We start from the raw sequence: 22,932 nt of genomic DNA, 5'->3' as shown, positions 1-22,932 counted from the left end.
GCTTAGTTGGCCAACTCCAGCAACAGACGGTTCAGGCGGGTCACATAGGCACCCGGGTCCTGAAGCTGCTCCCCGCTGGCCAGAGTGGCCTGATCAAGCAGTACTGCGGAGAGCTCACCAAAACGCTCCTCACCCTTTTCATTTTCCAGGCGCTGAACCAGCGGGTGATCCACGTTGATTTCAAAGATCGGCTTGCTGTCCGGAACCTTCTGACCGGCAGCTTCCATGATCTTTTTCATCTGGGCCCCCATGTCAAAGTCACCCACGACGAGGCAAGCCGGCGAATCCGTCAGTCGGTTGGTAACCCGGACTTCCTGGACGCGATCATCCAGAGCCTTCTTGATACGCTCCAGCAGATCCTTGTGCTCTTCGGCAGCCTCTTCCTTGTGCTTCTTGTCCTCTTCGGTCTCCACTTCACCGAGGTCGAGATCGCCCCGCGCAACGTCCTGGAACTGTTTACCGTCGTACTCGCTCAGGTAACCCATCATCCACTCGTCGATACGATCCGAGAGAATCAGGACTTCGATGCCTTTCTTCCGGAACACTTCGAGGTGCGGGCTGCTCTTGGCGGCCATGAAGTTATCGGCGGTGATGTAGTAGATCTTCTTCTGACCTTCCTTCATCCGCTCGATGTACTGGTCCAGAGCAACGTTCTGAGTGCTCTCACCGGTGTGCGTCGACGCGAAGCGCAGCAGGCCGGCAATCTTTTCCCGGTTGCTGAAGTCTTCAGCCGGACCTTCTTTCAGCACGGTTCCGAACTCGCCCCAGAACTTCTGGTACTGCTCCGGATCTTTCTTGGCCAGCTTGGACAGCATGTCGAGGACGCGCTTGGTCAGCGCGGAACGAATGCTTTCCACGGTGCTGTCGTTCTGGAGGATCTCACGGGAGACGTTCAGGGACAGATCGTTGGAGTCGATCACACCCTTGGCAAACCGCAGGTACAGCGGCAGGAACTGCTCGGCGTCATCCATGATAAAGACCCGCTGCACGTAAAGCTTCAGACCGCGCGGCGCTTCACGGTTATACAGATCGAACGGAGCACGGGCCGGGATGTACAGCAGGCTGGTGTAGTCCAGCTTGCCTTCCACCTTGTTGTGGGACCAGGTCAGCGGATCCTCAAAATCGTGGGCAATGTGCTTGTAGAATTCCTTGTACTCCTCGTCCTTGATTTCAGCGCGAGGTAGGGTCCACAGAGCGGTGGCATCGTTGACGGTCTCGTCCTTACCCTTCTCTTCCTCGTCCTCGGACTCGGATTTCATCACTACCGGGAAGGAAATGTGATCGGAGTATTTTTTCACCAGGTTGCGCAGCCGGAAGCCGTCGGCAAACTCGGTAGCGTCGTTCTTCAGGTGAATCACAATCTCGGTACCGCGATTCTCACGGTTGACCTGTTCGATGGAGAATTCACCATCCCCCTTGGACTCCCAATGCACACCTTCTTCCGCTGGCGCGCCTGCGCGGCGGGTGAACACGTCCACTTTGTCGGCCACGATGAAGGAAGAGTAGAAACCGACACCAAATTGACCGATCAGCTTGCTGTCTTTCTTTTCGTCGCCAGAGAGCTGTTTTAGAAATTCTGCGGTGCCGGAACGGGCGATGGTGCCAAGGTTCTGGACCACGTCATCGCGGGTCATGCCGATGCCGTTATCGGTCAGCGTAATGGTGTTCGCCTCTTTGTCGTAGTCCAGGCGAATTTTCAGCTCGGGATCGCCTTCGTACAGGCCGTCATCCTTCAGTGCCGCGAAACGCAGCTTGTCCTCGGCGTCCGAGGCGTTAGAAATCAGCTCACGAAGGAAGATTTCCTTGTTGGAATAGAGGGAGTGAATCATCAGATGAAGCAACTGCTTCACTTCAGTCTGAAAACCCAGTGTCTCTTTTTGCGACTCAACCGTCATGGCGTCTATATCTCCTGATATCAACTCACAGTTCAGAGAAGCAAGTGCGGAGCTTTTGTCGAAACCGTGCGGAGCCATGGATGGCGGAGCCGAGCGTACATGGATGTATTCACAGCGTGTTTCGGCAAAAGTTCCGTACTTGCTTCAGCACGGATTCTTTGTCTTGCTGCAAAAGTGGGGGCATGCCGGGGCATTTCAAGCCCCGACCGCGGAGGGAAATCAGTCTTCGAGGAGAAAGTGGGCGCGCGCCATGGCGATGGGTTGGGAACGGGATTTCTGCCACGCGGTGATCATCACGTTGGCGACGCGGTTGCCCTGACGGGTTAAGCGGCATTCAGCGTAGGTTTCCCGGTTGAGACCGGCCCGCAAGTAATCCAGGGAAAAATCCACAATGCGGGGCATTCGCATGCAGTCCTGGGACATCATCAGGTAGATAGCCGCCGACAGTTCCATAAACCCGCCGATCACACCACCGTGAATCGCAGGCAGAATCGGGTTACCCAGGTTTTCTTCTTTCTTCGGCAGGCGGAAGATCAGGTCATCGCCAAACTGGTCGCATTCCAGCCCGATAAAGGTGGCGTACGGAATGCTCCGCAACAGGCGAGAATAATCACCGGTTTCCCGGGTGTAGCGGAAGATTTCCGGATCGGTCATTCGCCACCTCCGGTGATCAGATCCCGGAAATGCTTGGGCGAGGCCTCTTTTCCAATCCGCATGAACGTACCCACGCAATTGGCAATGGTCTCCCCTCCTTCCTGATAGGCCTCACACCGGGTAAATATGATGTTGCGGGTGACCTTGTAGGTTTCTGCGCGGGCATAGACAGGTTTATGGGGTTCCGCGGGGCGCATGTAGTCCACCCGCAGGTCCAGTGTCGGACACAGCTCGAAATCATCCAACGCACACAGGGTCACCGAACCCGAGGTGGTGTCCATGAGGGTGGTGATCGCACCGCCATGGATAACCCCGGTATCGGGATTTCCGATGATGCGGTCGCTGTATGGCAGGCACAGAGTCAGGCTTCCTTCCCGGGCGTCTATTACCGACAAGCCCAGCTCCCGGGCCTGATTGAGGGTATCAATGAACCGGGTAACCCGGTCCAGTCGAATATCATCGTTCATTCAGGGCAAACCTGTAGATCAAGAATTGGATTGTTCATTTTTCTCCGCCTTTCCCGGCAACGGGTCTTCGAAAACCTTACCCGAACGCAGCGCGACGAGGGCATCGGAGCAGAATTCCCGTCGATACAGAACAACCACGACCAGCGTCGAGGCGGCCATAAAGACAACCGGGTGGATAAACCAGCCAACAACCGCGAGGGCGTAGTAGTACGATCGTAGCCCAAGGTTAAAGGCATCGCCCGCCAGGTTACAGACGTTGCCGGCACTACGGGCAAACGCCTCCCGACCGGCCGGGCTGGTTTTGGTGTCATCCGGCGGCGGTGCGCTGCCCACCATCACCGAAACGAAGTTGTACATCCGCATGGACCAGGTGAACTTGAAGAAGGCGTAGATGAATACCACCAGCAACACCACCATTCTCAGCTCCCAAACTTCCCGGCTCGGCAGGGTACCGAACGGCATGGTGCTGAACACCTCCATAACCTCCTGCGTATAGCCCAGCGCGGTGATGATACCTGCCAGAATCAACAGACAACTGGAGGCAAAAAAAGCCCCATTCCGCTCAAGGTTGCCGACAACGGAAGCATCGGCAATGCGGTTCTCGCGCCGCAGCATTACCCGCATCCAGTCTTCCCGATAAAGGTCCAGGGTATTGGAGAGACACGGCCGATCTCCGGCCCGACGCTTGGAATATTGGCTGTAGCCCAGCCAACAGAGTAGAAACCAGAGCAATGCGATCAGTTCGAGGAAATTACTCATGAAGCGCCTTAGAACGAGACTGCAGGGTGAAACGTCGGAGGAACAGGCACTTATAATACGCTAAGGCCGGTGGCGCCACCAGAACCCCGGGGGATTTCCAGCCAGTCAAAGCCGTGCAATCATGTGGTATAACGTTGCGAAATGCCGTAGAGGGAGTTTTGTGTGAATCTGTTCGTATTGAAACGCTGCATGGCGCCGCTGGTGTTGGCTCTGGCCGTTACCGGCTGTTCCGTTAACCCGGTGACCGGCGAGAGCCAGCTGTCCCTGATTGATGAAAATCAGGAGCTGGCGATGGGCGCCGAACAGTACACGCCGACCCAGCAAACACAGGGTGGCCAGTTTTACCTGGATCCGGAACTTGCCCTGTACGTCCGCGAAGTCGGCCAGAAACTGGCTGAGGTCAGTGACCGTCCTGACTTGCCCTATGAGTTTGTTGTCCTGAACAGCAGCGTTCCTAATGCCTGGGCGCTCCCGGGTGGCAAGATCGCCATAAACCGGGGCCTGTTGGCAGAACTGGAGGATGAGGCCCAATTGGCTTCAGTGATCGGGCATGAGATTGTTCATGCCGCCGCCCGTCACAGCGTCCAGCGCATGCAACAGGGCATGTTGATCAGTGCCGGCGTTGCCGGACTGGGGTTTGCCCTCTCCGATAATGAGTGGGCGGGCCTGCTTATGGGGGGCGCTGCAGTGGGCGCGCAACTGGCGCTGGCCCAATACAGCCAGTCTGACGAGCTGGAATCGGATTACTACGGCATCCTGTACATGAAGGAGGCGGGGTACGATCCGACCGCCGCGGTTGAGCTTCAGCAACTGTTCCTCGAGCTGTCAAAGGGCCAGGAAAGCGACTTTATCCAGGGCATGTTTGCCACCCACCCGCCTTCAGCGAAACGGGTCCAGAAAAATCGGGAACTGGTCGACAAAGTCGGTGCCGGAGGTTACCGCGGGGAGGACGTTTTCGAGCGCAAACTGGCGACCCTGCGAAAACTTCAGCCGGCCTACGATGCCCACGAGAAGGCGATGAAACTGGCCTCCGAAGGGGACATGGACGCAGCTCTTGAAAACATCAATGAAGCCATTCGGCTCGCACCGGACGAAGCCTTGTTCTACACCCTGCGTGGTCGCATTTACCAGGAGCAGGAGAACCTTGATCAGGCCTCTGCGGATTTCGATAAAGCCGTATCCCTCTATCCGGAGATGTTCGTTTACCGACTTTACAACGGCCTGAATGCACTGGCACTGAACAACCTCGATAAAGCCCGGGAAAACCTGGTTCGCGCCAACCAGGTGGTGCCCACGTCCATCGCGTTCCTGCGCCTCGGTGACATCGCCGCCAAGCAGAATCGCCGGGATGAAGCCATCGCTTATTACAGCAAGGCCGCCGAAGCCGGCGGCGACATTGCCAAGGAGGCACGGCAGAAGCTGGAAGCGCTGACCGGTTAATCAACCGGACTGTATTCTGAATGAAGCCGACGGACCCGCACATCCGCCGGCTTTTTTTGTTTCGCGGACCGGTTTGCCGGGCTGACGCACATTTAACGTCACCGACACGTTGACTTTTAGAGCAATAACTCTAAAAATCAGACTACACCAACAACAAATGGATGACGGCCATGCTAGCGAAACGTATCCAGCCGATGGTTTTCCAGGCTCGCCGCCTGTATGTGGAGATGATGTTCCAGGTGATGGGGCGCGCTCTGCAGGCGGTGAGTGAAGTGGATGAGGCGGTCAAAAAGGAAGCCCAGGCGCTGCCTGAAGGGTTTCTGTTCGAAATGATGGTCATGCCCGATGGGCCGCGGCTGATTGTCGAGCACACCGGCCTTGGCCGCTTCCATTACCATGGAGACTCGGCGCCCCGCCCGATCGACCTGTCAATCCAGTTCAAACACATCGCCCACGCATTTCTGGTGCTCTCATTCCAGGAAAAAACGTCCGTGGCCTTTGCCAACGACCGGATGCTGGTCGACGGAGACATCAGCTACGCCGTGCGCATGACCCGGGTGCTTAACCGACTTGAGTCCTTCATTCTTCCCAAACTGATCGCCCAACGGGCGGTAAAGGAATACCCCACCAATCTGCACCTGCCGGAGAAGCTGATCAGCGCGGCACGAATCTATCTGAAAGTTGCTACCAATTTCGTTGAGACGGTGAGAGCGTAATGACCAACAAATACTATGAGTTCTTTTGTCCGGTAAAAGTTATCGCCGGCAAGTCCGCCCTTGAGCATATTCCCTACGAACTGACCGGTCTGGCAGCGAAACGGCCCATGATCGTGACAGACAAGGGTGTGCGTGCCGCCGGCCTGCTGGACCCCGTGATAGCGGCCTGTGAGGAAAGTGGGCTCGAAATTGTCAGTATTTACGACGACGTGCCTCCCGACTCCTCAACCACAGTGGTTCGGGACATTGCCGGCATATACCGTCAGGAAAAATGCGACTCCATCATCGCCGTCGGCGGCGGATCCGCCATCGATACCGGCAAGGCAGTGAACATTCTGGTGTCCGAAGGTGGCGACAACATTGCAAAATACAGTGGCGCCGGGATCATCAAACATCCCCTGAAGCCGTTCTTCGTGGTTCCGACGACTGCAGGCACGGGCTCTGAAGTCACGTCCGTGGCCGTCATCACCGACGAAGCCAAGGGCGTGAAACTGCCCTTTACCTCATCGTTCCTGCTGCCCAATGCCGCCATCATTGATCCGCGCATGACCCTGACACTGCCGCCGCATATCACCGCCGCGACAGCCATGGATGCGATGACCCACGCCACCGAGGCATTCACCTGCATGGCGAAGAACCCGCTCAGCGATGCCTATGCCACCGCCGCGGTGAAAAAAATCAGCCATTCCCTCCTGAGCGTCATGGATAACCCCAAGGACACCGACGGTCGCCTCGAACTGGCCCAGGCGTCGACCATGGCCGGCATCGCGTTTTCCAACTCGATGGTGGGCCTGGTTCATGCTCTTGGTCACGCCACCGGCGCGATATGCCACCTGCCCCACGGCCTGTGCATGAGCCTTTATCTGCCCTACGTACTTGAGTACAACCTGGAAGAAATTCGTGAGCCTCTGGGTGAGCTCCTGCTCTACCTGGAAGGACCCGAGGTATTTTCGGCCACACCCTCAAGCCGGCGCGCGGAGGCCAGCATCTCGGCCCTTCGCAAGCTCCGGGACCAGTTAAACAAGAGGTGCCAGTTGCCGCGCACGCTCAAAGAAACCGGCAAGGTGCAGGAAGACCAGCTTGATCACATTGCCGAAGTGGCTCTGGACGATGGCTCGATCATGTTCAATCCGAGAGAAGTTAGCCTTGAGGACGCCCGAACGGTGTTGCGTCGGGCCTGGGCCTGACCCCTGGCGGGGCCTGCCTCAGGCCCCGTTTTCAATGACTTGCATGCGGAACCAATGATTGAATTTGTCTGACAAAAACGTAACAATTGTCACCAATCTGGCAGGGAACAAGCCGGGCAAATTTTTTCCGCCAAGAGTTATGCACAATGATGCGAAAACGCTCTCGCCGCTCGGTCTCTTTCGTGCAAACCTTGATGCTGGTGGTATGGGCCGTGACCCTCAGCTTCGAAACCGCCGCCACCGACCGCAAAACGTTCCACTTCAACATTTCTCCCAACGGCTACCCGCCCTACCTAATCGTCAACGAACGTCGACCATCCGGCATCATGTGGGAGGTGGTATCGCTCATCGGGCAGCGTCTGGGTTACGAGGTCGTGCCGGAAAAAGTGCCCAGAAAGCGGGTAGATGAAATGCTGCTCGAAGGCTTTATCGACGGTACCCCACGGGCGATTGAGTGGACCACCCAGCCGGACCGTTTCCTGTTTACCGACCCGGTAGTGCCCATTGAGGAAGTGTTTTTTATTCCGGCGGAGTCCGGGCTGACCTACCAATCGCCAGAGGATCTCTTCTCAAAGACCGTGGTCACCCATCTGGGCTACCATTACCCCCTGCTGCAGGAGCACTTTGACTCCGGAAACATCCAGCGTTTTGATGTCTCCAGGGATCGAGATATGTTCACCTTCGTTCTGCACGGTAATCGCTTTGATGCCGCAATCGCTGACCGGCTGGTCGGGCAATGGATTCTCCGCAAAGAGGGCCTGCAGGACCGGTTCCGGAGCACTCGCATGGGTATCAGCAACGTCGGTTTCCGGATCATGCTCCGAAAGGACTGGCAGGGATTTGCCGATGCCTTTAACACCGAGCTTAAAGAGTTGCGCGAGAGCGGCGAACTGGACGCCATTCTCGCGAACTACCGCTGAGCTCCACCTCACTCCAACCGACGCAACAGAAGCATGGGCGATACACTCAGCACGGGGCGCAGCTGCCATCGCCCAAACAGTGCAAGAACCACCGCACTGACAAGCGGAACGGGCAGCACCACCTGCCAGTGCCAGCTGAACGTCCCTTCGAACATCCTGAATTGAAGTGCCCATACTGCAGCTTCCGCTGCGACCACGCCCAGCACCCCGGCAAAGCCACCGAGAAGGGCGAACTCCAGCATGGTGCTACGAACCAGTAAGGACTGGCGTCCACCCAGCGTTCGCAGCAAGGCCCCTTCCCTCTGGCGATCCCGCAACGTGGCGCTGACAACCGCCGCCATCACCACCAGTGCGGCAGCGAGAATCAGAGCCAGAATCGCTTCAATTGCCTGGGTAACCTGACGAACAATCTGCTGGATGCGCTCAATGATATGGTCGATCTCCAGCACCGAAATAGTCGGAAACTGCCTGGAAAAATCGTTCAGCGCGGTTTTCTTTTCCGGTGGCAGGTAAAAACTCGTAATCCAGGTTGCAGGCATTTCCGTCAGACCACCATTCGGCGGAAACGCCATATAGAAATTGGGCTTCATGCTGTCCCATTGGACCGTCCGGATGCTGGTGATCGATTCGGTCACCTTCTCGGAACCAATGGTGAAGGTCAGCCGGTCTCCCAGAACCAGACCAAGCCTTTCGGCCAGCTCCGCCTCCACCGACACGCCCCGCCTCTGACCGGGATCAAACCACTGGCCCTGAATGATTTCGTTATCCGCTGGCAGGGATGACATCCAGGTCAGATTCAGTTCTCGGTTCAAGGCGCCAACCCGCTCGTCCTTGCTCACCGCCTCCTTTACCGGTCGTCCGTTCAGTTCGGTCAGCCGCCCACGGACCATCGGGTACAGCTGGTTCAGGGGCTGACCACGGTCCTGCCAGAATGCGCTGACCTCCTCAACCGTGTCGGGGGCTATATTGATCAGAAAGTGATTTGGGGCGTCCTGGGGAAGCTGGGCCTGCCAGTCGTCCAACAGCGAACTGCGAACCAGAACCAGGGTGGCCGCCAACATGAGCGTCATTGCAAACACGGCCATCTGTGAGAGACTCGCGCGACGATGCCGGTAAAGCCCCACAAGCGCAAGGCGCCAGGCGTTGCCTCCACCCCGAACCTTGCGAAGGGTGGCAACCAGCAGCCAACCCAATAAGCCCAGAGCTCCCAGCAACAGCGCCAGCCCACCCAGCAATGCCAGCACCAGGCTCAGTTCGCCTGCGTATAGCCAAACCAGTCCAAAGACCGCAACAATCGCAACCGCAATGTCCGGCAGGGCTTCGCGCCCTCCTTCGCCGGGTTGGCTGCGCAGGACCCGCATTGCAGGAACAGCTCGCAGCCGGCGAATGGGTGGATAAGCAAAGGCAAATAGCGAGACCAGTGCCGTCAGCAAAGCAGGCGCCAGGGCGGACGGATCAAGGTGAAACTCGACTGGCCGCTCGAGCACATTACTGAGCAACCGGGTCAGCAACCAGAAAAGGGGCAAGGCAACCAACAGCCCCCCGAGAACACCAGTAATGCCCCACAGCGCCAGGCGACGGAGGTACAGCTTACCAATACCCTGGCTGCGGACCCCCAGGGTTTTCAACAGGGCAACGGTGTCACGCTGGGACAGCGCATACTGCCGGCTCGCCACAGCCACGGCCACCGCCGCCAACAACACGGCAAGACTGCCACCAAGCAACAGGAATCGCTCGGCGCGCTCGAGGGATCTTGAGAAGGTCTCCCCGTCCCGCACGCCTTCCCACTCGTGGCTGGGTTCGAGGCGCGGCTGCAACCACTGGTAATAGCCTTCAATCGCTCTCTCATCACCGGCATACAGATAGACATACTCGACCCGGCTGCCCTCCTGGATCACACCGGTAGAGGCGACGTCATCCACATGCATCATGACCCGGGGCGCCAACGAGGAGAGCCGAAAGCCACCATCCGGTTCGCGAATCAACAGGCCCGACACCTTAAGATTCCGGTTACCCACCTCCAACGAGTCGCCGATGTTCAGCTCAAGCAGGCGCAACAATCGCGGATTAATCCAGACCTCACCAGGTTCCGGGCCGGAGCCCACCAGATTTCTCGGGCCCTCCGGACTCTCCTGAACCTCAATTTCACCCCGCAGAGGATACTCGTTGCTGACCGCCTTCACCGAAACCAGCTGAAAACCACCGCTGCCGAAGACCATGGTGGAGAACTCAACCATGCGCCCCGTTTCCAACCCCCTGGACCGTGCCTCGGTCAGCCACTCTCCGGGAATTTCCCGACCATTCTCCGCCTCCAGTTGCCGGTCGGCAGCGAGGAAAGAGCTGGCAGACGACACAAGAGTGCGCTGCAACTGGCTGGCGAACAGGGCAATGGTCGCCACGGTGGCGACGGCGATAATCAATGCAGCCAGTACCACCCGCACATCCCGCTCTCGCCAGTCGCGGCGAACCGACATCAACTTGCTTGCAGCCGCCATCAGTCAGCCCCCGCCCGGGCCGCTTCCGGCTCAGTCAGGATGCCTGCTTCAATATGGAACTGACGGCCACACCGGGCAGCCAGATGCTCATCGTGGGTCACCATGACCAACGTGGTGCCTTGCTCCCGGTTCAGCTCCATCAACAGGTCCGAGACGGACTGACCGGTCCGGTTATCAAGATTACCTGTCGGCTCATCGGCAAACAGAATCGCCGGATCGGAGGCAAATGCCCGGGCAATGGCAACCCGCTGCTGCTCACCACCGGACAACTGGCGTGGGGTATGTTTGAGACGTTCCCCCAGCCCTACTCGCTCCAAGAGTTCCCGCGCCCGGCTTTCGGGCGTTTCCATGCCCGCCAGCTCCAGGGGCAGCATGACGTTTTCCAGGGCAGTAAGCGCCGGCAGCAACTGGAACGACTGGAAAACGAAGCCTACCCGGCGGGAGCGGAGTTTCGCCCGCTCGTCTTCGGTGAGCTTGCTGATGATGGAACCATCCAGCTCGACTGTCCCGTCACTGGGCGTGTCCAGGCCGGCTAACAGCCCGAGCAAGGTGGTCTTGCCTGATCCGGAGCGGCCGACAATGGCTACAGACTCTCCCCGATTGATTTCCAGACTGACCCCCTGCAAGATCGTCAACGTATCGGTTTCCAGGCTGACCCGGTGAGTCAGGTTCTCCACTCGCAACATGGGTTGTCGGCGGTCGGAGTTGAAATCAGTCATCTGGTTCACGGAAGCTCTCGATCCTGAGGTTAATAATCTGAATTAGGGTAAACGAATTGTCTATGAATACGGCACAACTGACCGTCAGATCAATCCTTTTCGTCGTACTGGCCTGGCTTTCGGCCCCGGCATTGGCTAACCAGAATACCTTGCTGATCATGGGCGACAGCCTCAGTGCCGCCTATGGCGTGCCGTCAGAGCGTGCCTGGGTGGAGTTGCTGAGGGAACGACTGAATCGGAACGGGCTCTCCCAGTGGCAGGTTGTCAATGCCAGCATCAGCGGTGAAACCACGGACGGAGGTGCCAGGCGACTGCCGGAATTGCTCAAGGAGAACAATCCGGATGTGGTGGTTATCGAGCTCGGTGGTAACGACGGCCTCCGCGGATTTCCCCCCAATGTTATCGAATCCAACCTCGCGGACATGATCACCCGGGTTCAGGAAAGCGGCGCCCGCACGGTGCTCGTGGGCATGCAGATCCCGCCCAATTATGGTCAGCGTTACACCCAGATGTTTGCGGATATCTTTCCGAAACTGTCGGACCGATACGACACCGCGCTGGTTCCCTTCTTTTTGCAGGGAATTTACGACGAGGACGGGCTGATGCAGGACGATGGCATCCATCCTTCGGAGGCGGCGCAGCCCAAACTTCTCGACAATATCTGGCCAGTCCTCAAGCAAAGCCTCGAATGAACACCGCCTGTCCGTATGCCGGCTTAAATAGACCCCTGAAGGAATGCAATAGCCCGGCGCTCGGACCAGTAATAGCCATCTCTGGCATGTTCGACGAATCCCACGTGTCCGCCCCAGCGCGGCGCTTCGATGCGGACGTGGGCGCCGAGCACTTTGCGTGATTCGGGAAAACACCGCTCGGATAAAAACGGGTCATCGGCGGCATTAACCATCAGGGCCGGTACCCGAATATCCCGCAAGCGGCCCAGAGCCGAGGCTTGCGCCCAGTAATCCGAAGCGTCCCGAAAACCATGCAGGGGTGCGGTGTATCGGTCATCAAACTGGCGGAAATTCCGAATCGATTCAAAACCGGAAATATCGATCATATCAGGGAACTTTTCCGCTTTTTCCTTCATTTTCCCATGAAGATCCTTCAAGAACCGCTGCATGTAAATCTTTCTGCTGGGGCGGGACAGCACTTCCGCACTGCCGGCCAGATCGCAGGGTACCGAGTAGGTGACCGCGCCGCAGATCCGGCTATCGACCCGCTCTCCCTGCTCTCCCAGGTACAACAGGGTAAGATTGCCGCCCATACTGAACCCGGATAGAAAGAGCCGGCTGTAGGTATTCTCGAGACCATGCCGGATCACCCGTTCCAGATCACCCGTGGCGCCACTGTGGTAAAACCGGGGCTGCCGATTCATAACGCCTCCGCAGGAACGGTAGTTCCAGGCGAGCACATCCCAGCCGGCACTTAACAGTGCGCGGGTCAGACCCAACACGTAAGGCCGTCGACTGTGCCCTTCCAGACCGTGAGACACGATGGCCAGGCGATCACTGCCCTGCCGATACCAGTCCAGGTGGAGTTCGTCATCATCATCCGTCGGCAGGACTTCGGCCTGAGGCAGGATCATATCGACCTTGCGAAAGAGCGTTGGCCAGATGGATTGAACATGGCCATTTCGCAGCCAGGGCGGCGGGGCATACCGCAATCGCTCCGGCCTGAGGTTGGCGGGCAAGGGATGAGGGGCGGATTCAAAAGCGGTCATAACAACACCTCCCTGTTACTATGCACAGCTGAGCACTGACTTCCGTACAATTTTTAACCTTCTAATTCAGGGGGTTGACCCGGCCCATCAAAGCACTTAATATGCGCGCCACTTTGATGCTGTTCCCCGATAGCTCAGTTGGTAGAGCAACGGACTGTTAATCCGTTTGTCGCTGGTTCGAGCCCAGCTCGGGGAGCCACTTATTCCGGAATGCCGCTACTTCATACGAAGCAGCGGCATTTTTCGTTCTACAGTTCACAAAACCCGAGCACGCTGCATGAATTCGGTCAGCACCCGAAATAAAGTATAGCCATCTTCGGTGCCGATGAGCTCCCGAATTGAATGCATTCCGAATTGGGGCACACCAATGTCGAGTGTGGTCACCCCGAGATTGCCAGCGGTCAGCGGGCCAATGGTACTGCCACAGCCCATATCACTGCGTACAACGAAGGTCTGGTGCGGCAGCCCCAGCTCATCGCTGATGTGACGGTAAACCGCGGCAGACCGACTGTTGGTCGCGTAACGCTGGTTATGATTGACCTTGATCACAGGCCCTTCGTTCAGCAGCGGGCCATGGTTTTCGTCATGCCTGTCCATGTAGTTGGGGTGGATGCCGTGAGCGTTATCTGCTGAGATCATCATGGAACGGGCAATCGCCCGAGATTTTCCAGGCCCACACCAGCGCTCCAGAACGGACGTCAGGAACGGCCCCTGGGCTCCCTCAGCAGACATGCTGCCAACTTCCTCGTGGTCGTTACACACAAGCAAAGCCGCCTCGTCACCGGAGGCACTCAGCAGAGACTGAAGACCGATATAGCAGCTCAACAGGTTATCAAGCCGGGCGGACGCGATGAACTCGTCCCGCAGCCCGACAAAATAGGCTTCCCTGGCGTCATAGAAGCTCAGCTCGTACGCCAGAACCTTGCGCACCTTCATGCCCGATTCAGTGGCAATTTGCTGGCGTAGCAAATCGGCAAAGCTCGTGGTATCGCTCTCCGGCACCTGCATGACGACTGGCGGCAGATCCGTCTGGGCGTTCACGGTCCGGTTGCTATTGGCTTCGCGATCAAGATGAATCGCCAGGCTGGGGATGAAAGCCACGGGCTTGGCGAAGTCCAGCAAAGTGTCGCGCACTTCACCGTCCTCATCGAGAACTGTGACCCGGCCGGCCAGGGAAAGATCTCGGTCAAACCAGGGGTTCAAAAGGACACCGCCGTATACCTCGACACCCAGCTGGAAGAAGCCCTTGCGCCGCACTTCGGGATTGGGCTTCACTTTCAGGCAGGGGCTATCGGTGTGCGCTCCGACCATCCGGATGCCAGAGGTCGAGACGTCCCGATTGCCAGTGCGAAAAGCGACAATGGATGATCCGTTCCGGATGACGTAGTACCCCTGGCCAGGCGCCAGGCTCCAGTCATCCTTCTCGTCCAGCTCTGCAAAGCCGGCGGCATCCAGTTGGTCCTTCATGGTGGCCACGGCATGCCAGGGCGTGGGCGAGGAGTTCAGAAACTTCAACAAATCTTTGTTAAATTCAGCGTGTTCCATGATGTCCCTGATTGAATGATAATTGCCGGAACAGTATGGCATGAAGCCTTGAAGCCTCATACCGGGTCAACGGACATTCCTTACACCGGACCCTCACTTACTTTTGAATACCGGAGCTCAGCGTGAAAGCACCGAGATTTCTCGATATTGAGTATTGCCAAACCGAAGATGCCCTCTTTCCCATTGCGATGGCCTGGTCACTGGCGGATGGCCGCATGAAAACCGTAGTCATCACGCCCGAAGACGACTGGCTTCCCGAGGATGGGGATCTGGGCGATTTTGATCTCCGGTACCTGGAGGAACAGGGGGTACCCTTGCTGGAGTTGGCACGAGAGCTCCACGAAGACCTGCCCGACCAGACCGTGTACGTCGATGGCCTGGACCCGGACGAGATCCTGGTCGACAAGATATTCAGCGCTATCAGTCAGGAGCCGCCCTTCGAAATTGCACCGATTACCGAACTCATCACGGGACTGGACAGCGACGCCCTGGAGGATCGCCGTCGACAACTGATGATCGACGAAGGACTGGAGCCACAACTCCCGGAGAACGGCGTCTACGCCCTGCTCCTGATGGCCCGCGAGGAAGGCCTGTTCGAGGAAGACTGATTCCGGACTTCGCCCGACACAGGGAAGTGTGACACGGGTCGACGTAACAAACGGTTACGCAAGGCAGAATCAGGCCCGTATCTGCTCACGTCAGGAAGCCCGATAATAATGAACAAGGTTGTGCGAACGTCCCTGCTTGCCATACTCATTCCAGCAACAGTCACGTTGCCCCCGCCCTTATCCGCTCAAGAAACTCCGCGGGAAGACCTCCACTACGTAGGGATTCTGGGCACCCTGTTTAATTATCGGTCAGTCACAGAGATCGTTGAAATTGATGATCGGCGGGTTCCAACCTACACACATGCTTGGGGGTCAGGGACTTCACTTGTCGTAGGAGGCCACCTTACAGACCTTTTCCACGCCGAGTTCAGAGCGGGGGTGGGGATTAGCGACGCTGAACTTCGCTCAAACGATGCATCGTTGGCCATTGACCACTTTGCTAGCTGGTATATTGGCATGCACTACCCAATTACGGACTACGCCAACCTATACGGCCAGTTTGGATTTTCCTACATCAAAGGTGACGCAGACTTACGAACAGATGATGCCGTGTCAGATTTTCCCGAATTGAGGGATGAATTCCCGGAAAGCAGCTTTGGCGTAAGCTGGCTGGCAGGCCTGGACTTTGAAGTAGTGAACAACACCTACCTGGTGTTCGAGGGCGGCAAACTGTTCGAAGACACTGGAACGGAGGTCAACACGTTCCAGTTCTCCGGCGGGTTACGCTACGAGTTCTAGCCTTCAGCCGCGATGGCGGATGTGCCAGCACCGGTGGATTCGGGCATTGCGCTGAAAATCCTTGTCGAGAGTACTGCGACTCACCTCCTCCACATCAAATTCGGATGTCAGCGCTTCATCCAGCTTGAATCGCCGGAAGTTGTTGGAGAATATCAGCAAACCCTCCGAATTGAGCCGCTGCATCGCCTGGCGGATGAGGCGGCTGTGGTCCTTCTGAATATCCAGCACCCCTGCCATTCTCGCCGAATTGGAGAACGTCGGCGGGTCCATGAAAATCATATCGAAGCGCTGATCCGGGGCTGGTTTCGCCGCCAGCCAGGTCAGGCAATCCGCCTGCTCTACTCTGTGACGCTTCGGGTCTGCTCCATTCAGAGCCAGGTTTTCCTCTGCCCAACGCACATAGGTTTTCGACATGTCCAGACTCAGCGACCGGCTCGCACCGCCAACCACGGCATGAACCGTTGCTGCCCCGGTGTAACAAAACAGGTTAAGGAAACGCTGGCCCCTGGCGTGCTGCTGGATCCAGTACCGGACCGGACGGTGATCCAGAAACAGGCCCGTGTCGAGGTAATCCTTCAGATTGACCTTTAACACGCAACCGTGTTCATGGACCTGGAAAAACTCGCCGCTCACCGCCTGCTTCTCGTACTGGCTGGTACCAACCTGGCGCTGACGCTGCTTGCACACCATCGCCTCACGCTCGATACCCAGCGCCTCTGGTATAATGGCCAGCGCCTCGGCCAGGCGCTCGCGGGCAGCGCGCTCATCCACCGACTTGGGCGCGGCATACTCCTGCACATGGACCCGACCCTCGTACATATCGATGGCCAGGGCGAACTCAGGCATATCGGCATCGTAGAGACGATAACAACCGATTCCCTGCTTTCGCGCCCACTGCCCGATCGATTTCAGGTTTTTCTTCAGACGATTTCGCAACATCGCCGCCCGCTCCTCGTTCGCGATTCGCGGTGTGATCTCTCCGGGAACATCCGGTTCGCGCGGGGTCATGGCGCTGGCCTGGTCGATCCCGAACAACAGCAACTGCGCCGGTAGCTTACCGTTGAAAAGTCGATACTGCTTGTGGCTACGTAAGCCAATCGATTTGCCATACTCCGGGGCACCGGTAAACACCCCGAGTCGCCAGCCCGGCACCAGGCGTTTCACCGCATCCCCAAGCGCGCGATAGATCCCGCCCAGCTCGCGGCGTTCGCTCAATCGCTCCCCGTAAGGAGGGTTTGTCAACACCAGGCCCGTTGATGACCAGGTTCCTTCAAGCCTGAGGTCCGCCAACGGGCAGCTCTCGACCTGCACCAGGCCCTCCAGCCCCGCCCGCTGGATATTATTTCGCGCGGTCGCAACCACGCGGCTGTCCTGGTCAAACCCCGCGATTCTCGGAACCGTTCCCTGTTTGCCCTCGTGGGCTCGACGCTCAGCTTCCTGACGCAGCGACAGCCACAGTTCCGGCTGGTGGCCGGGCCATTTTTCAAATCCGAAGCGCTCCTGTTTGCGGCCCGGTGCGAGATCCAGCGCCATCATCGCCGCCTCAATCACGAGCGTGCCCGACCCGCACATGGGATCAATAAAATCGCCGCCCTCACGAGCCAGGCTGGGCCAGCCCGCCCGCATCAACAGCGCGGCCGCCAGGTTCTCCTTTAACGGCGCGGCGCCTTTTTCGGTCCGGTAGCCCCGCATATGAAGACTGTGGCCACTCAGATCGACCCCCAGCGACAACCTGCCCCGATTCATTCGCGCAGACACCGTCACATCCGGCGTTTTCGCATCCACCGAAGGCCTCTGACCACCGCCCGCACGGAACCGGTCGACAATGCCGTCCTTGACCCGCTGGGCCCCGTACTGGGTGTTACGAATAGCGTCATTCTGGCCCAGAAACGTGACCTTGAAACTGCCGTTAACAGGAATATGCTGCTGCCAGTCCATATGAACCACGCCATCGTAGAGCTGATCGCCGCTGGTGGCGTCGATCTCATCCAGATGCAGGATGATGCGGTTTGCCAGACGCGACCACAGGCAAACCCGGTAGCCCCCTTCCAGAGTGCCTTCGGCCCAAACGCCGGCCGGCGCATTGCGCACCGGCTCCAGACCGAAGGTACTGAGCTCGTCCGCCAACAGGTATTCAACTCCCTTTGGGCAGGTTACGAAAAAGACAGATTTGGACAAGTTCAACTCCTGGTTCAAGAGGCTTCAGGTAAGTTTGCGGAATAGCGGCTTTTACCGGGAAGGGCCGCCATCGTTTATGTCATAAAACTATAAAAAAAGCGTCGCGTAGACGAAATAATTAGTGTACATCGGCTCGACGTTCGACTTACCTTGTAGGTGACGCGTCGTTCCGGAGGTCAATATTTTCCTCCGTTAACAGGATCCTGACTGCTCTGGCTTGAGCTGACAATAGTGGGTTATCCCCGGAGTGGGTCCCATCTGTCATAGCCACTGCAGATGTGTACACGCATGTTCTGTTAATCCATCAGTGAGGAACGGCATGAAAAGACAGAAAAGAGACATGTACGCTCGTGCATTCAAGCGGGGTTATCTCGCTGGCGTGTCTGGCAAGCCCAAAGACAGCTGCCCCATCGAACAAGCTGAAGTCCGCCAGGAATGGTTAAACGGGTGGCGAGAAGGCCGCACCGATAACTGGGAGGGCATGACCGGAGTATCCGGCATCCACAAACTTTCCAACGTCACATCAGCGTGACGGACATTCACAAGAAACTCCGGATCTTAATCTGATCTTTCGTACACACAATTTGACGCAGTAAGCTGAATAACCCAAACGGGGCCTCCCGCCCCGTACCATGCGAAGAAGCGCCACGGGGTACATTCCCCGCACGGGCCCGCTAAGCGGGCCCATTCTCGTTCTGGCGCCACCTCATTTCCGTACGATCACAGAGTTACCCCTCAATCTTTAGCTGCCGGATGGCCTCTACCGCTTCGCGAATCAATGCCGGCCCCTGGTAGATGAAGCCCGTATAGATCTGTACCAACTTGGCACCAGCCCGAATCTTTTCGGCAGCACTTTCACCGTCGGTGATGCCGCCAACGCCAATGATCGGCAATGATTCCCCCAGCTCAGCGTAGAGACCCTGGATCACTCTCAGAGAAGGCGCTCGCACGGGTGCCCCACTCAGGCCGCCAGCTTCCACTGCGTGGGGGTGACCGGCCACGGCATCACGACTAATGGTGGTATTGGTGGCAATCACCCCATCGAGACCCGTTTCCCGCAACGCACTGGCGACAAAGCGGATGCCATCATCATCCATGTCCGGCGCAATCTTGACGGCTATGGGCACGTAGCGACCAAACTCCTGCTCACACCTCCCCTGCTCGTCCTTGATGGCTTCCAACAGTCCCTTCAGGGAGTCGCCAAACTGGAGATCCCGAAGGCCCGGCGTATTGGGAGACGAGACATTGACCGTAATGTAGTCTGCCCGTGTGTAGACAGACCAGATGCCTTTTCGATAGTCGGCCTCTGACTCCTCGTTCGGCGTATCCTTGTTCTTACCGACGTTGATTCCCAGTATGCCCCGGTAGCGTCGACAATCCACACGGTCAAGCAGATGCTGAAGGCCTTCATTATTAAAGCCCATGCGATTGATGATCGCCTGGTGCTCCGGCAAACGGAACATGCGCGGTTTGGGATTGCCTGGCTGGCCAACCGGGGTCACGGTACCGACCTCTATAAACCCGAACCCCAGCGCACCCAACGCATCCAGATGATCGGCATTTTTATCCAGCCCTGCCGCCAGACCGACTGGGTTCGGAAAGTCCAGCCCCATTACATTCACTGGTAATGCATCTATCTTCCGGGACAGAACCCTCAGTAATCCGAGCCTGTTGGCTGCATCCAGCCCGGTCAAAGCGATGTTGTGGGCCTGCTCAGGCGGTAGTCGAAAAAGCAGGTTGCGGATTACACCGTACATCTGAAAACTCCTTGCCATTGAGTGAGCCGGAGTATACCGGAAGTTTTCCACAGCATCGCTTTCGCATGAAGAATCAGCGGCAAATGACCGGCTGACGCGCCTCCGAAGATCTTTTCCACGGAATCTGTGGATAAACCTGTTGAAAATCGCGGGGCAACGTTTGCCACCCCTTGATAACTGCGCCAGTCTACAGATTGATCATTTTTTAACCAGTTAAATTACTCTTTATTTTCAATGACTTATTATTTTTTAGGGAAGGTATTGAGTAAACATGAACAAAATGTTAGCCCGTCACACTTCAGCAACATTGTGCATAAATAGTGCACGGGTGCCAAAAAAACACCCCCCTCGCCGTCGCCTGTAATAACGTTATACTGACACACCAGCCACTTACCGGAGCAACGCGATGGAAGAGCCAGTTTCGCCGGCACAACGCCACCGAGAAAATCTGGCCACGGAAATGAAGGCCGCATTCCGGGTTACCATCATTGGAATGGTTCTCGACGCCGTTCTCGGCGTCATTAAGGTCATTGCAGGTACCCTTTTTCATTCTCAGGCTCTGCTGGTAGACGGAATTCACTCGTTCAGCGATGTCGCATCGGACCTGGTGGTTCTTGGGGTCATGAAAGTCTCGCGCCAGGAGCCCGACGAAGACCACCCTTACGGTCACCAGCGCATCGAAACCTTCGGAACCCTGGTACTGGGCAGCATCCTGATTGCCGTGGGTGCAGCCCTGGCCTGGGAGAACACGCTGCGCCTGATTGAGGGTGAGGCCGATATTGTGCCCGGCTGGCCGGTACTGCTGGCAGCAGGGCTGTCAGTGGCCGGCAAGGAATGGATCTATCACTACACTCGGCGCGTGGGTATGCAAATCCGATCCGATCTGATTATTGCCAATGCCTGGCATAGCCGAACCGATGCGTTTTCCTCGGTCGTCGTTCTGTTTTCAACCGTCGGCGCCATGGCTGGCATGCTCTGGCTGGACGTTCTGGCGGCTGTCGTCATCGCCGGTATTATCATACACGTAGGCTGGAGGTTTACCTGGGACAGCGTCAAGGAGCTCGTGGACACCGGCCTGTCCCCGGAAGACACCGACATGCTGAAAGATATTGCCCGCCAGACCGATGGTGTAAGGAATGTCCATGAACTGCGCAGCCGCCGGATGGGGCACGACATCCTTCTCGACATCCATCTGGTTGTAAGGCCGGATATCAGCGTGTCCGAAGGACACCAGATTGGCATGCAGGTCGTTGGTGGCATGCGTCATGCCCTCGAAAACATTCGGGACATCAATTTCCACATTGACGCCGAGAACGATGAGGACCACCCACCAACGTCGGAACGCCTCCCCACTCGCGAGGAGATCCTGGATGTCTTGTCCCGGCACGTGGGCGAGCTGCCATCCAGCACCCGCCTGCGGCTGCATTACCTGAAGAACAAGGTGTATCTTGAACTGTTCTTCGACACCGCCACGGACAGCAACACGCTCACAGCCGACCGGCTTCGGGAAGAGCTTGCGGATTATAACTGGTTTGGCAGCGTGCGGGTTTGGGTTAGCGGCCCCTGAGAAGCGGCAATCCGGCGCCTAACGGCGCCGGTTGTCCTCCATTCGCGACAGAATTTCCTGCATGATCAATGTGTAAAGTTCTCCACCGAGAAAGCGGTCTTCCACGCCTGCATCAATGCTGGGGTTGTCGTTGACCTCGATCACTGCCACCCGGTTGCCCGACTGCTTGATATCCACCCCATAGAGCCCGTTGCCAATCAGCCGGGTGGCATTCAGAGCTGCCTGAATAACGTTTCGGGGTACTTCATAAGTCGGCATGGTTTCAAAATCGCCGCTCTCACTGCTCGACTCACCGTGCTGGTATATCTGCCAGTGACCTTTCACCATCATATACTTGCAAGCATAAATGGCCCGGCCGCCAAGAACGCCAATCCGCCAGTCGTAATCGGTATAGAGATACTCCTGCGCCAGAACCAGGGCAGACTGTCTGAACAAGTCCTTCAGACCGGCGCGAAGCGATGCTTCGTCCTCAGCCTTGGTAACACCGCGAGAAAAAGCGCCATCCGGGATTTTGATGACGACCGGAAAGCCCAGCTCCGCAATGATCTGCTCCACCGCGTGCTTCTGATCCTTGGAAAGAATCAACGTCTTGGGCGTCGGCACCTTGTTGTTTTTCAGGAGATCCGCCAGAAAAACCTTGTTGGTGCATCTCAGGATGGACACCGGGTCATCAATCACCACCATGCCTTCGGCTTCGGCCTTCCGTGCAAACCGGTAGGTGTGGTGGTCAATCGCTGTGGTTTCCCGGATAAACAGGCCATCGTATTCTGGCAATCGCATGTAATCCCGCCGGGTAATCTGCTCTACGTTTATGCCAAGTTTGCGCCCGGCCTTCTCGAAGCGTTTCAGGGCCAGTTTGTCGCTGGGCGGCATCTCTTCGTCTGGATTGACCAGAACCGCGAGGTCAAAGCGGTAGCGGCGCCGGGCCCGAGGCTTCCGCCAGACCATGCTGCTGAAGCGGTCGAGAGCGGCCGCGAAGACGTCCTGCTCTTGCTCGTCCAGATCTGCTGGCGATGCGGGTCTCATGGACTCGATCTGCCAACCTTTGCGGCGCTTGAACACCACTTCCAGAATCGGACAGGGAAACCGGTCAAACAGCGCACGGGCAACCGGCTTGAGCTCCGGATGCCCCGCCTGACCAAAATAGGTTCGGATCCTCACTTCGTGAGTTGCCTGCCGCGCATCCGTGGACGGATCAATTTCCGCCCCGGAAGCCTCAAGCCAGTTCACGACGCTGTCATCCAGCTCTTCCAGCTCCAGGGAAAACAGCCCTTTCCGGCTCAGGTCATTGAGCGTCATCACCGATGGCACCACGTGGTGCCCCCGGGCTTCGGCAAGCAGGGAACAATAATAACCCCGACTCAGATACCGGGCACTCTGGCAAAGGTTGATGACCCGAACGCGACCGGACGCCGGTGCTGAAAACTGCAGGTACTCATCGAACGTCAGAACATCGTCACTGGGGTAATACGGCGACCAGTCTTTGGCACGATCCACAACTATGAGCAAACGGGACATCGAAGGCGCTCCTCCCTGAAGGTTCAGCCTTAATTATTTTGGGCCACAA

The 22,932-nt window shown here is 57.4% G+C and carries 20 protein-coding genes and 1 tRNA gene; 10 read left to right on the top strand and 11 right to left on the bottom strand.

The features are described 5' to 3' along the window. Positions 1-2: 2 nt before the first annotated feature. The 4 genes from htpG to KZO34_RS16460 all read right to left on the bottom strand — a co-directional run bounded on the left by htpG (position 3) and on the right by KZO34_RS16460 (position 3,775). Entirely contained in the window at positions 3-1,895 is a 1,893-nt protein-coding gene (gene htpG, locus KZO34_RS16475; RefSeq protein ID WP_219477947.1) for a molecular chaperone HtpG, read from the bottom strand. Between the two features lie 219 nt (positions 1,896-2,114). Beyond that, positions 2,115-2,549 (bottom strand): PaaI family thioesterase, encoded by a 435-nt coding sequence (locus tag KZO34_RS16470; RefSeq protein WP_219477946.1) that lies wholly within the window; start codon positions 2,547-2,549, stop codon positions 2,115-2,117. Further along, a complete protein-coding gene (locus KZO34_RS16465; protein WP_219477945.1) occupies positions 2,546-3,016 on the bottom strand; it encodes a PaaI family thioesterase in 471 nt (156 codons plus the stop codon). The genes KZO34_RS16470 and KZO34_RS16465 overlap by 4 nt, the downstream gene beginning before the upstream one ends. A gap of 18 nt (positions 3,017-3,034) precedes the next feature. Further along, the gene (locus tag KZO34_RS16460; protein WP_219477944.1) at positions 3,035-3,775 is read right to left on the bottom strand and encodes a DUF599 domain-containing protein; all 741 of its coding nucleotides are present in this window, start codon (positions 3,773-3,775) and stop codon (positions 3,035-3,037) included. A gap of 189 nt (positions 3,776-3,964) precedes the next feature. Here KZO34_RS16460 and KZO34_RS16455 point away from each other — a divergent pair, with 189 nt between their 5' ends. The 4 genes from KZO34_RS16455 (at position 3,965) to KZO34_RS16440 (ending at position 8,038) form a co-directional block, all read left to right on the top strand. After that, positions 3,965-5,215: a M48 family metalloprotease gene (locus KZO34_RS16455; RefSeq protein ID WP_219478074.1), complete on the top strand. Its 1,251-nt coding sequence runs from the start codon at positions 3,965-3,967 to the stop codon at positions 5,213-5,215. Positions 5,216-5,385: 170 nt separating this feature from the next. Beyond that, the gene (locus KZO34_RS16450) at positions 5,386-5,931 is read left to right on the top strand and encodes a hypothetical protein (RefSeq protein WP_219477943.1); all 546 of its coding nucleotides are present in this window, start codon (positions 5,386-5,388) and stop codon (positions 5,929-5,931) included. Continuing rightward, positions 5,931-7,118: an iron-containing alcohol dehydrogenase gene (locus tag KZO34_RS16445; protein ID WP_219477942.1), complete on the top strand. Its 1,188-nt coding sequence runs from the start codon at positions 5,931-5,933 to the stop codon at positions 7,116-7,118. Before KZO34_RS16450 ends, KZO34_RS16445 begins: the two co-directional genes overlap by 1 nt. Before the next feature lie 146 nt (positions 7,119-7,264). After that, entirely contained in the window at positions 7,265-8,038 is a 774-nt protein-coding gene (locus KZO34_RS16440) for a substrate-binding periplasmic protein (protein WP_257900492.1), read from the top strand. 8 nt (positions 8,039-8,046) lie between these two features. On the opposite strand, the gene KZO34_RS16435 is transcribed toward KZO34_RS16440, so the two are convergent. Both KZO34_RS16435 and KZO34_RS16430 read right to left on the bottom strand, forming a co-directional pair. Continuing rightward, on the bottom strand, positions 8,047-10,533 hold the full coding sequence (locus tag KZO34_RS16435; protein WP_219477941.1) for an ABC transporter permease: 2,487 nt from the start codon (positions 10,531-10,533) through the stop codon (positions 8,047-8,049). Beyond that, on the bottom strand, positions 10,533-11,252 hold the full coding sequence (locus KZO34_RS16430) for an ABC transporter ATP-binding protein (RefSeq protein WP_219478072.1): 720 nt from the start codon (positions 11,250-11,252) through the stop codon (positions 10,533-10,535). The genes KZO34_RS16435 and KZO34_RS16430 overlap by 1 nt, the downstream gene beginning before the upstream one ends. Before the next feature lie 62 nt (positions 11,253-11,314). Between KZO34_RS16430 and KZO34_RS16425 the strand changes: the two genes are divergently transcribed. After that, the gene (locus KZO34_RS16425) at positions 11,315-11,944 is read left to right on the top strand and encodes an arylesterase (protein ID WP_219477940.1); all 630 of its coding nucleotides are present in this window, start codon (positions 11,315-11,317) and stop codon (positions 11,942-11,944) included. A gap of 23 nt (positions 11,945-11,967) precedes the next feature. Here the strand turns inward: KZO34_RS16425 and KZO34_RS16420 are convergent, their stop codons facing one another. Continuing rightward, the gene (locus KZO34_RS16420; protein WP_219477939.1) at positions 11,968-12,972 is read right to left on the bottom strand and encodes a YheT family hydrolase; all 1,005 of its coding nucleotides are present in this window, start codon (positions 12,970-12,972) and stop codon (positions 11,968-11,970) included. 123 nt (positions 12,973-13,095) lie between these two features. On the opposite strand from KZO34_RS16420, the gene KZO34_RS16415 reads away from it, so the two are divergent. Beyond that, a tRNA-Asn gene (locus tag KZO34_RS16415) sits at positions 13,096-13,171 on the top strand. A 56-nt stretch (positions 13,172-13,227) separates the two neighbouring features. Here KZO34_RS16415 and KZO34_RS16410 read toward each other — a convergent pair. Then, positions 13,228-14,517: a M18 family aminopeptidase gene (locus KZO34_RS16410; RefSeq protein WP_219477938.1), complete on the bottom strand. Its 1,290-nt coding sequence runs from the start codon at positions 14,515-14,517 to the stop codon at positions 13,228-13,230. Between the two features lie 122 nt (positions 14,518-14,639). Between KZO34_RS16410 and KZO34_RS16405 the strand changes: the two genes are divergently transcribed. Next, entirely contained in the window at positions 14,640-15,125 is a 486-nt protein-coding gene (locus tag KZO34_RS16405) for a hypothetical protein (RefSeq protein ID WP_219477937.1), read from the top strand. A gap of 108 nt (positions 15,126-15,233) precedes the next feature. Continuing rightward, positions 15,234-15,863 (top strand): outer membrane beta-barrel protein, encoded by a 630-nt coding sequence (locus KZO34_RS16400; protein ID WP_219477936.1) that lies wholly within the window; start codon positions 15,234-15,236, stop codon positions 15,861-15,863. Positions 15,864-15,866: 3 nt separating this feature from the next. Here the strand turns inward: KZO34_RS16400 and rlmKL are convergent, their stop codons facing one another. Continuing rightward, a complete protein-coding gene (gene rlmKL / locus KZO34_RS16395; protein ID WP_219477935.1) occupies positions 15,867-18,041 on the bottom strand; it encodes a bifunctional 23S rRNA (guanine(2069)-N(7))-methyltransferase RlmK/23S rRNA (guanine(2445)-N(2))-methyltransferase RlmL in 2,175 nt (724 codons plus the stop codon). 319 nt (positions 18,042-18,360) lie between these two features. Here rlmKL and rmf point away from each other — a divergent pair, with 319 nt between their 5' ends. Further along, a complete protein-coding gene (gene rmf / locus KZO34_RS16390) occupies positions 18,361-18,573 on the top strand; it encodes a ribosome modulation factor (protein ID WP_070967976.1) in 213 nt (70 codons plus the stop codon). A gap of 196 nt (positions 18,574-18,769) precedes the next feature. Here the strand turns inward: rmf and KZO34_RS16385 are convergent, their stop codons facing one another. After that, on the bottom strand, positions 18,770-19,798 hold the full coding sequence (locus KZO34_RS16385; protein WP_219477934.1) for a quinone-dependent dihydroorotate dehydrogenase: 1,029 nt from the start codon (positions 19,796-19,798) through the stop codon (positions 18,770-18,772). Between the two features lie 406 nt (positions 19,799-20,204). On the opposite strand from KZO34_RS16385, the gene KZO34_RS16380 reads away from it, so the two are divergent. Continuing rightward, positions 20,205-21,365 (top strand): cation diffusion facilitator family transporter, encoded by a 1,161-nt coding sequence (locus KZO34_RS16380; RefSeq protein WP_219477933.1) that lies wholly within the window; start codon positions 20,205-20,207, stop codon positions 21,363-21,365. An 18-nt stretch (positions 21,366-21,383) separates the two neighbouring features. On the opposite strand, the gene KZO34_RS16375 is transcribed toward KZO34_RS16380, so the two are convergent. Next, a complete protein-coding gene (locus KZO34_RS16375; RefSeq protein ID WP_219477932.1) occupies positions 21,384-22,883 on the bottom strand; it encodes a RimK family protein in 1,500 nt (499 codons plus the stop codon). Positions 22,884-22,932 lie beyond the last annotated feature (49 nt).

This window comes from Marinobacter sp. F4206, assembly GCF_019392195.1.
In the GTDB taxonomy this organism is placed as follows: Bacteria; Pseudomonadota; Gammaproteobacteria; order Pseudomonadales; family Oleiphilaceae; genus Marinobacter.
Note: the sequence above shows the minus strand (reverse complement) of the source record. Positions and strands in the feature narration are given on the sequence as shown.

Bases quoted from the DNA above. Each gene is read 5' to 3' on its own strand.
- htpG (WP_219477947.1), bottom strand. From the start codon at position 1,895: ATGACGGTTGAGTCGCAAAAAGAGACACTGGGTTTTCAGACTGAAGTG.
- KZO34_RS16470 (WP_219477946.1), bottom strand. From the start codon at position 2,549: ATGACCGATCCGGAAATCTTCCGCTACACCCGGGAAACCGGTGATTAT.
- KZO34_RS16465 (WP_219477945.1), bottom strand. From the start codon at position 3,016: ATGAACGATGATATTCGACTGGACCGGGTTACCCGGTTCATTGATACC.
- KZO34_RS16460 (WP_219477944.1), bottom strand. From the start codon at position 3,775: ATGAGTAATTTCCTCGAACTGATCGCATTGCTCTGGTTTCTACTCTGT.
- KZO34_RS16455 (WP_219478074.1), top strand. From the start codon at position 3,965: ATGGCGCCGCTGGTGTTGGCTCTGGCCGTTACCGGCTGTTCCGTTAAC.
- KZO34_RS16450 (WP_219477943.1), top strand. From the start codon at position 5,386: ATGCTAGCGAAACGTATCCAGCCGATGGTTTTCCAGGCTCGCCGCCTG.
- KZO34_RS16445 (WP_219477942.1), top strand. From the start codon at position 5,931: ATGACCAACAAATACTATGAGTTCTTTTGTCCGGTAAAAGTTATCGCC.
- KZO34_RS16440 (WP_257900492.1), top strand. From the start codon at position 7,265: ATGATGCGAAAACGCTCTCGCCGCTCGGTCTCTTTCGTGCAAACCTTG.
- KZO34_RS16435 (WP_219477941.1), bottom strand. From the start codon at position 10,533: ATGGCGGCTGCAAGCAAGTTGATGTCGGTTCGCCGCGACTGGCGAGAG.
- KZO34_RS16430 (WP_219478072.1), bottom strand. From the start codon at position 11,252: ATGACTGATTTCAACTCCGACCGCCGACAACCCATGTTGCGAGTGGAG.
- KZO34_RS16425 (WP_219477940.1), top strand. From the start codon at position 11,315: ATGAATACGGCACAACTGACCGTCAGATCAATCCTTTTCGTCGTACTG.
- KZO34_RS16420 (WP_219477939.1), bottom strand. From the start codon at position 12,972: ATGACCGCTTTTGAATCCGCCCCTCATCCCTTGCCCGCCAACCTCAGG.
- KZO34_RS16410 (WP_219477938.1), bottom strand. From the start codon at position 14,517: ATGGAACACGCTGAATTTAACAAAGATTTGTTGAAGTTTCTGAACTCC.
- KZO34_RS16400 (WP_219477936.1), top strand. From the start codon at position 15,234: ATGAACAAGGTTGTGCGAACGTCCCTGCTTGCCATACTCATTCCAGCA.
- rmf (WP_070967976.1), top strand. From the start codon at position 18,361: ATGAAAAGACAGAAAAGAGACATGTACGCTCGTGCATTCAAGCGGGGT.
- KZO34_RS16385 (WP_219477934.1), bottom strand. From the start codon at position 19,798: ATGTACGGTGTAATCCGCAACCTGCTTTTTCGACTACCGCCTGAGCAG.
- KZO34_RS16380 (WP_219477933.1), top strand. From the start codon at position 20,205: ATGGAAGAGCCAGTTTCGCCGGCACAACGCCACCGAGAAAATCTGGCC.
- KZO34_RS16375 (WP_219477932.1), bottom strand. From the start codon at position 22,883: ATGTCCCGTTTGCTCATAGTTGTGGATCGTGCCAAAGACTGGTCGCCG.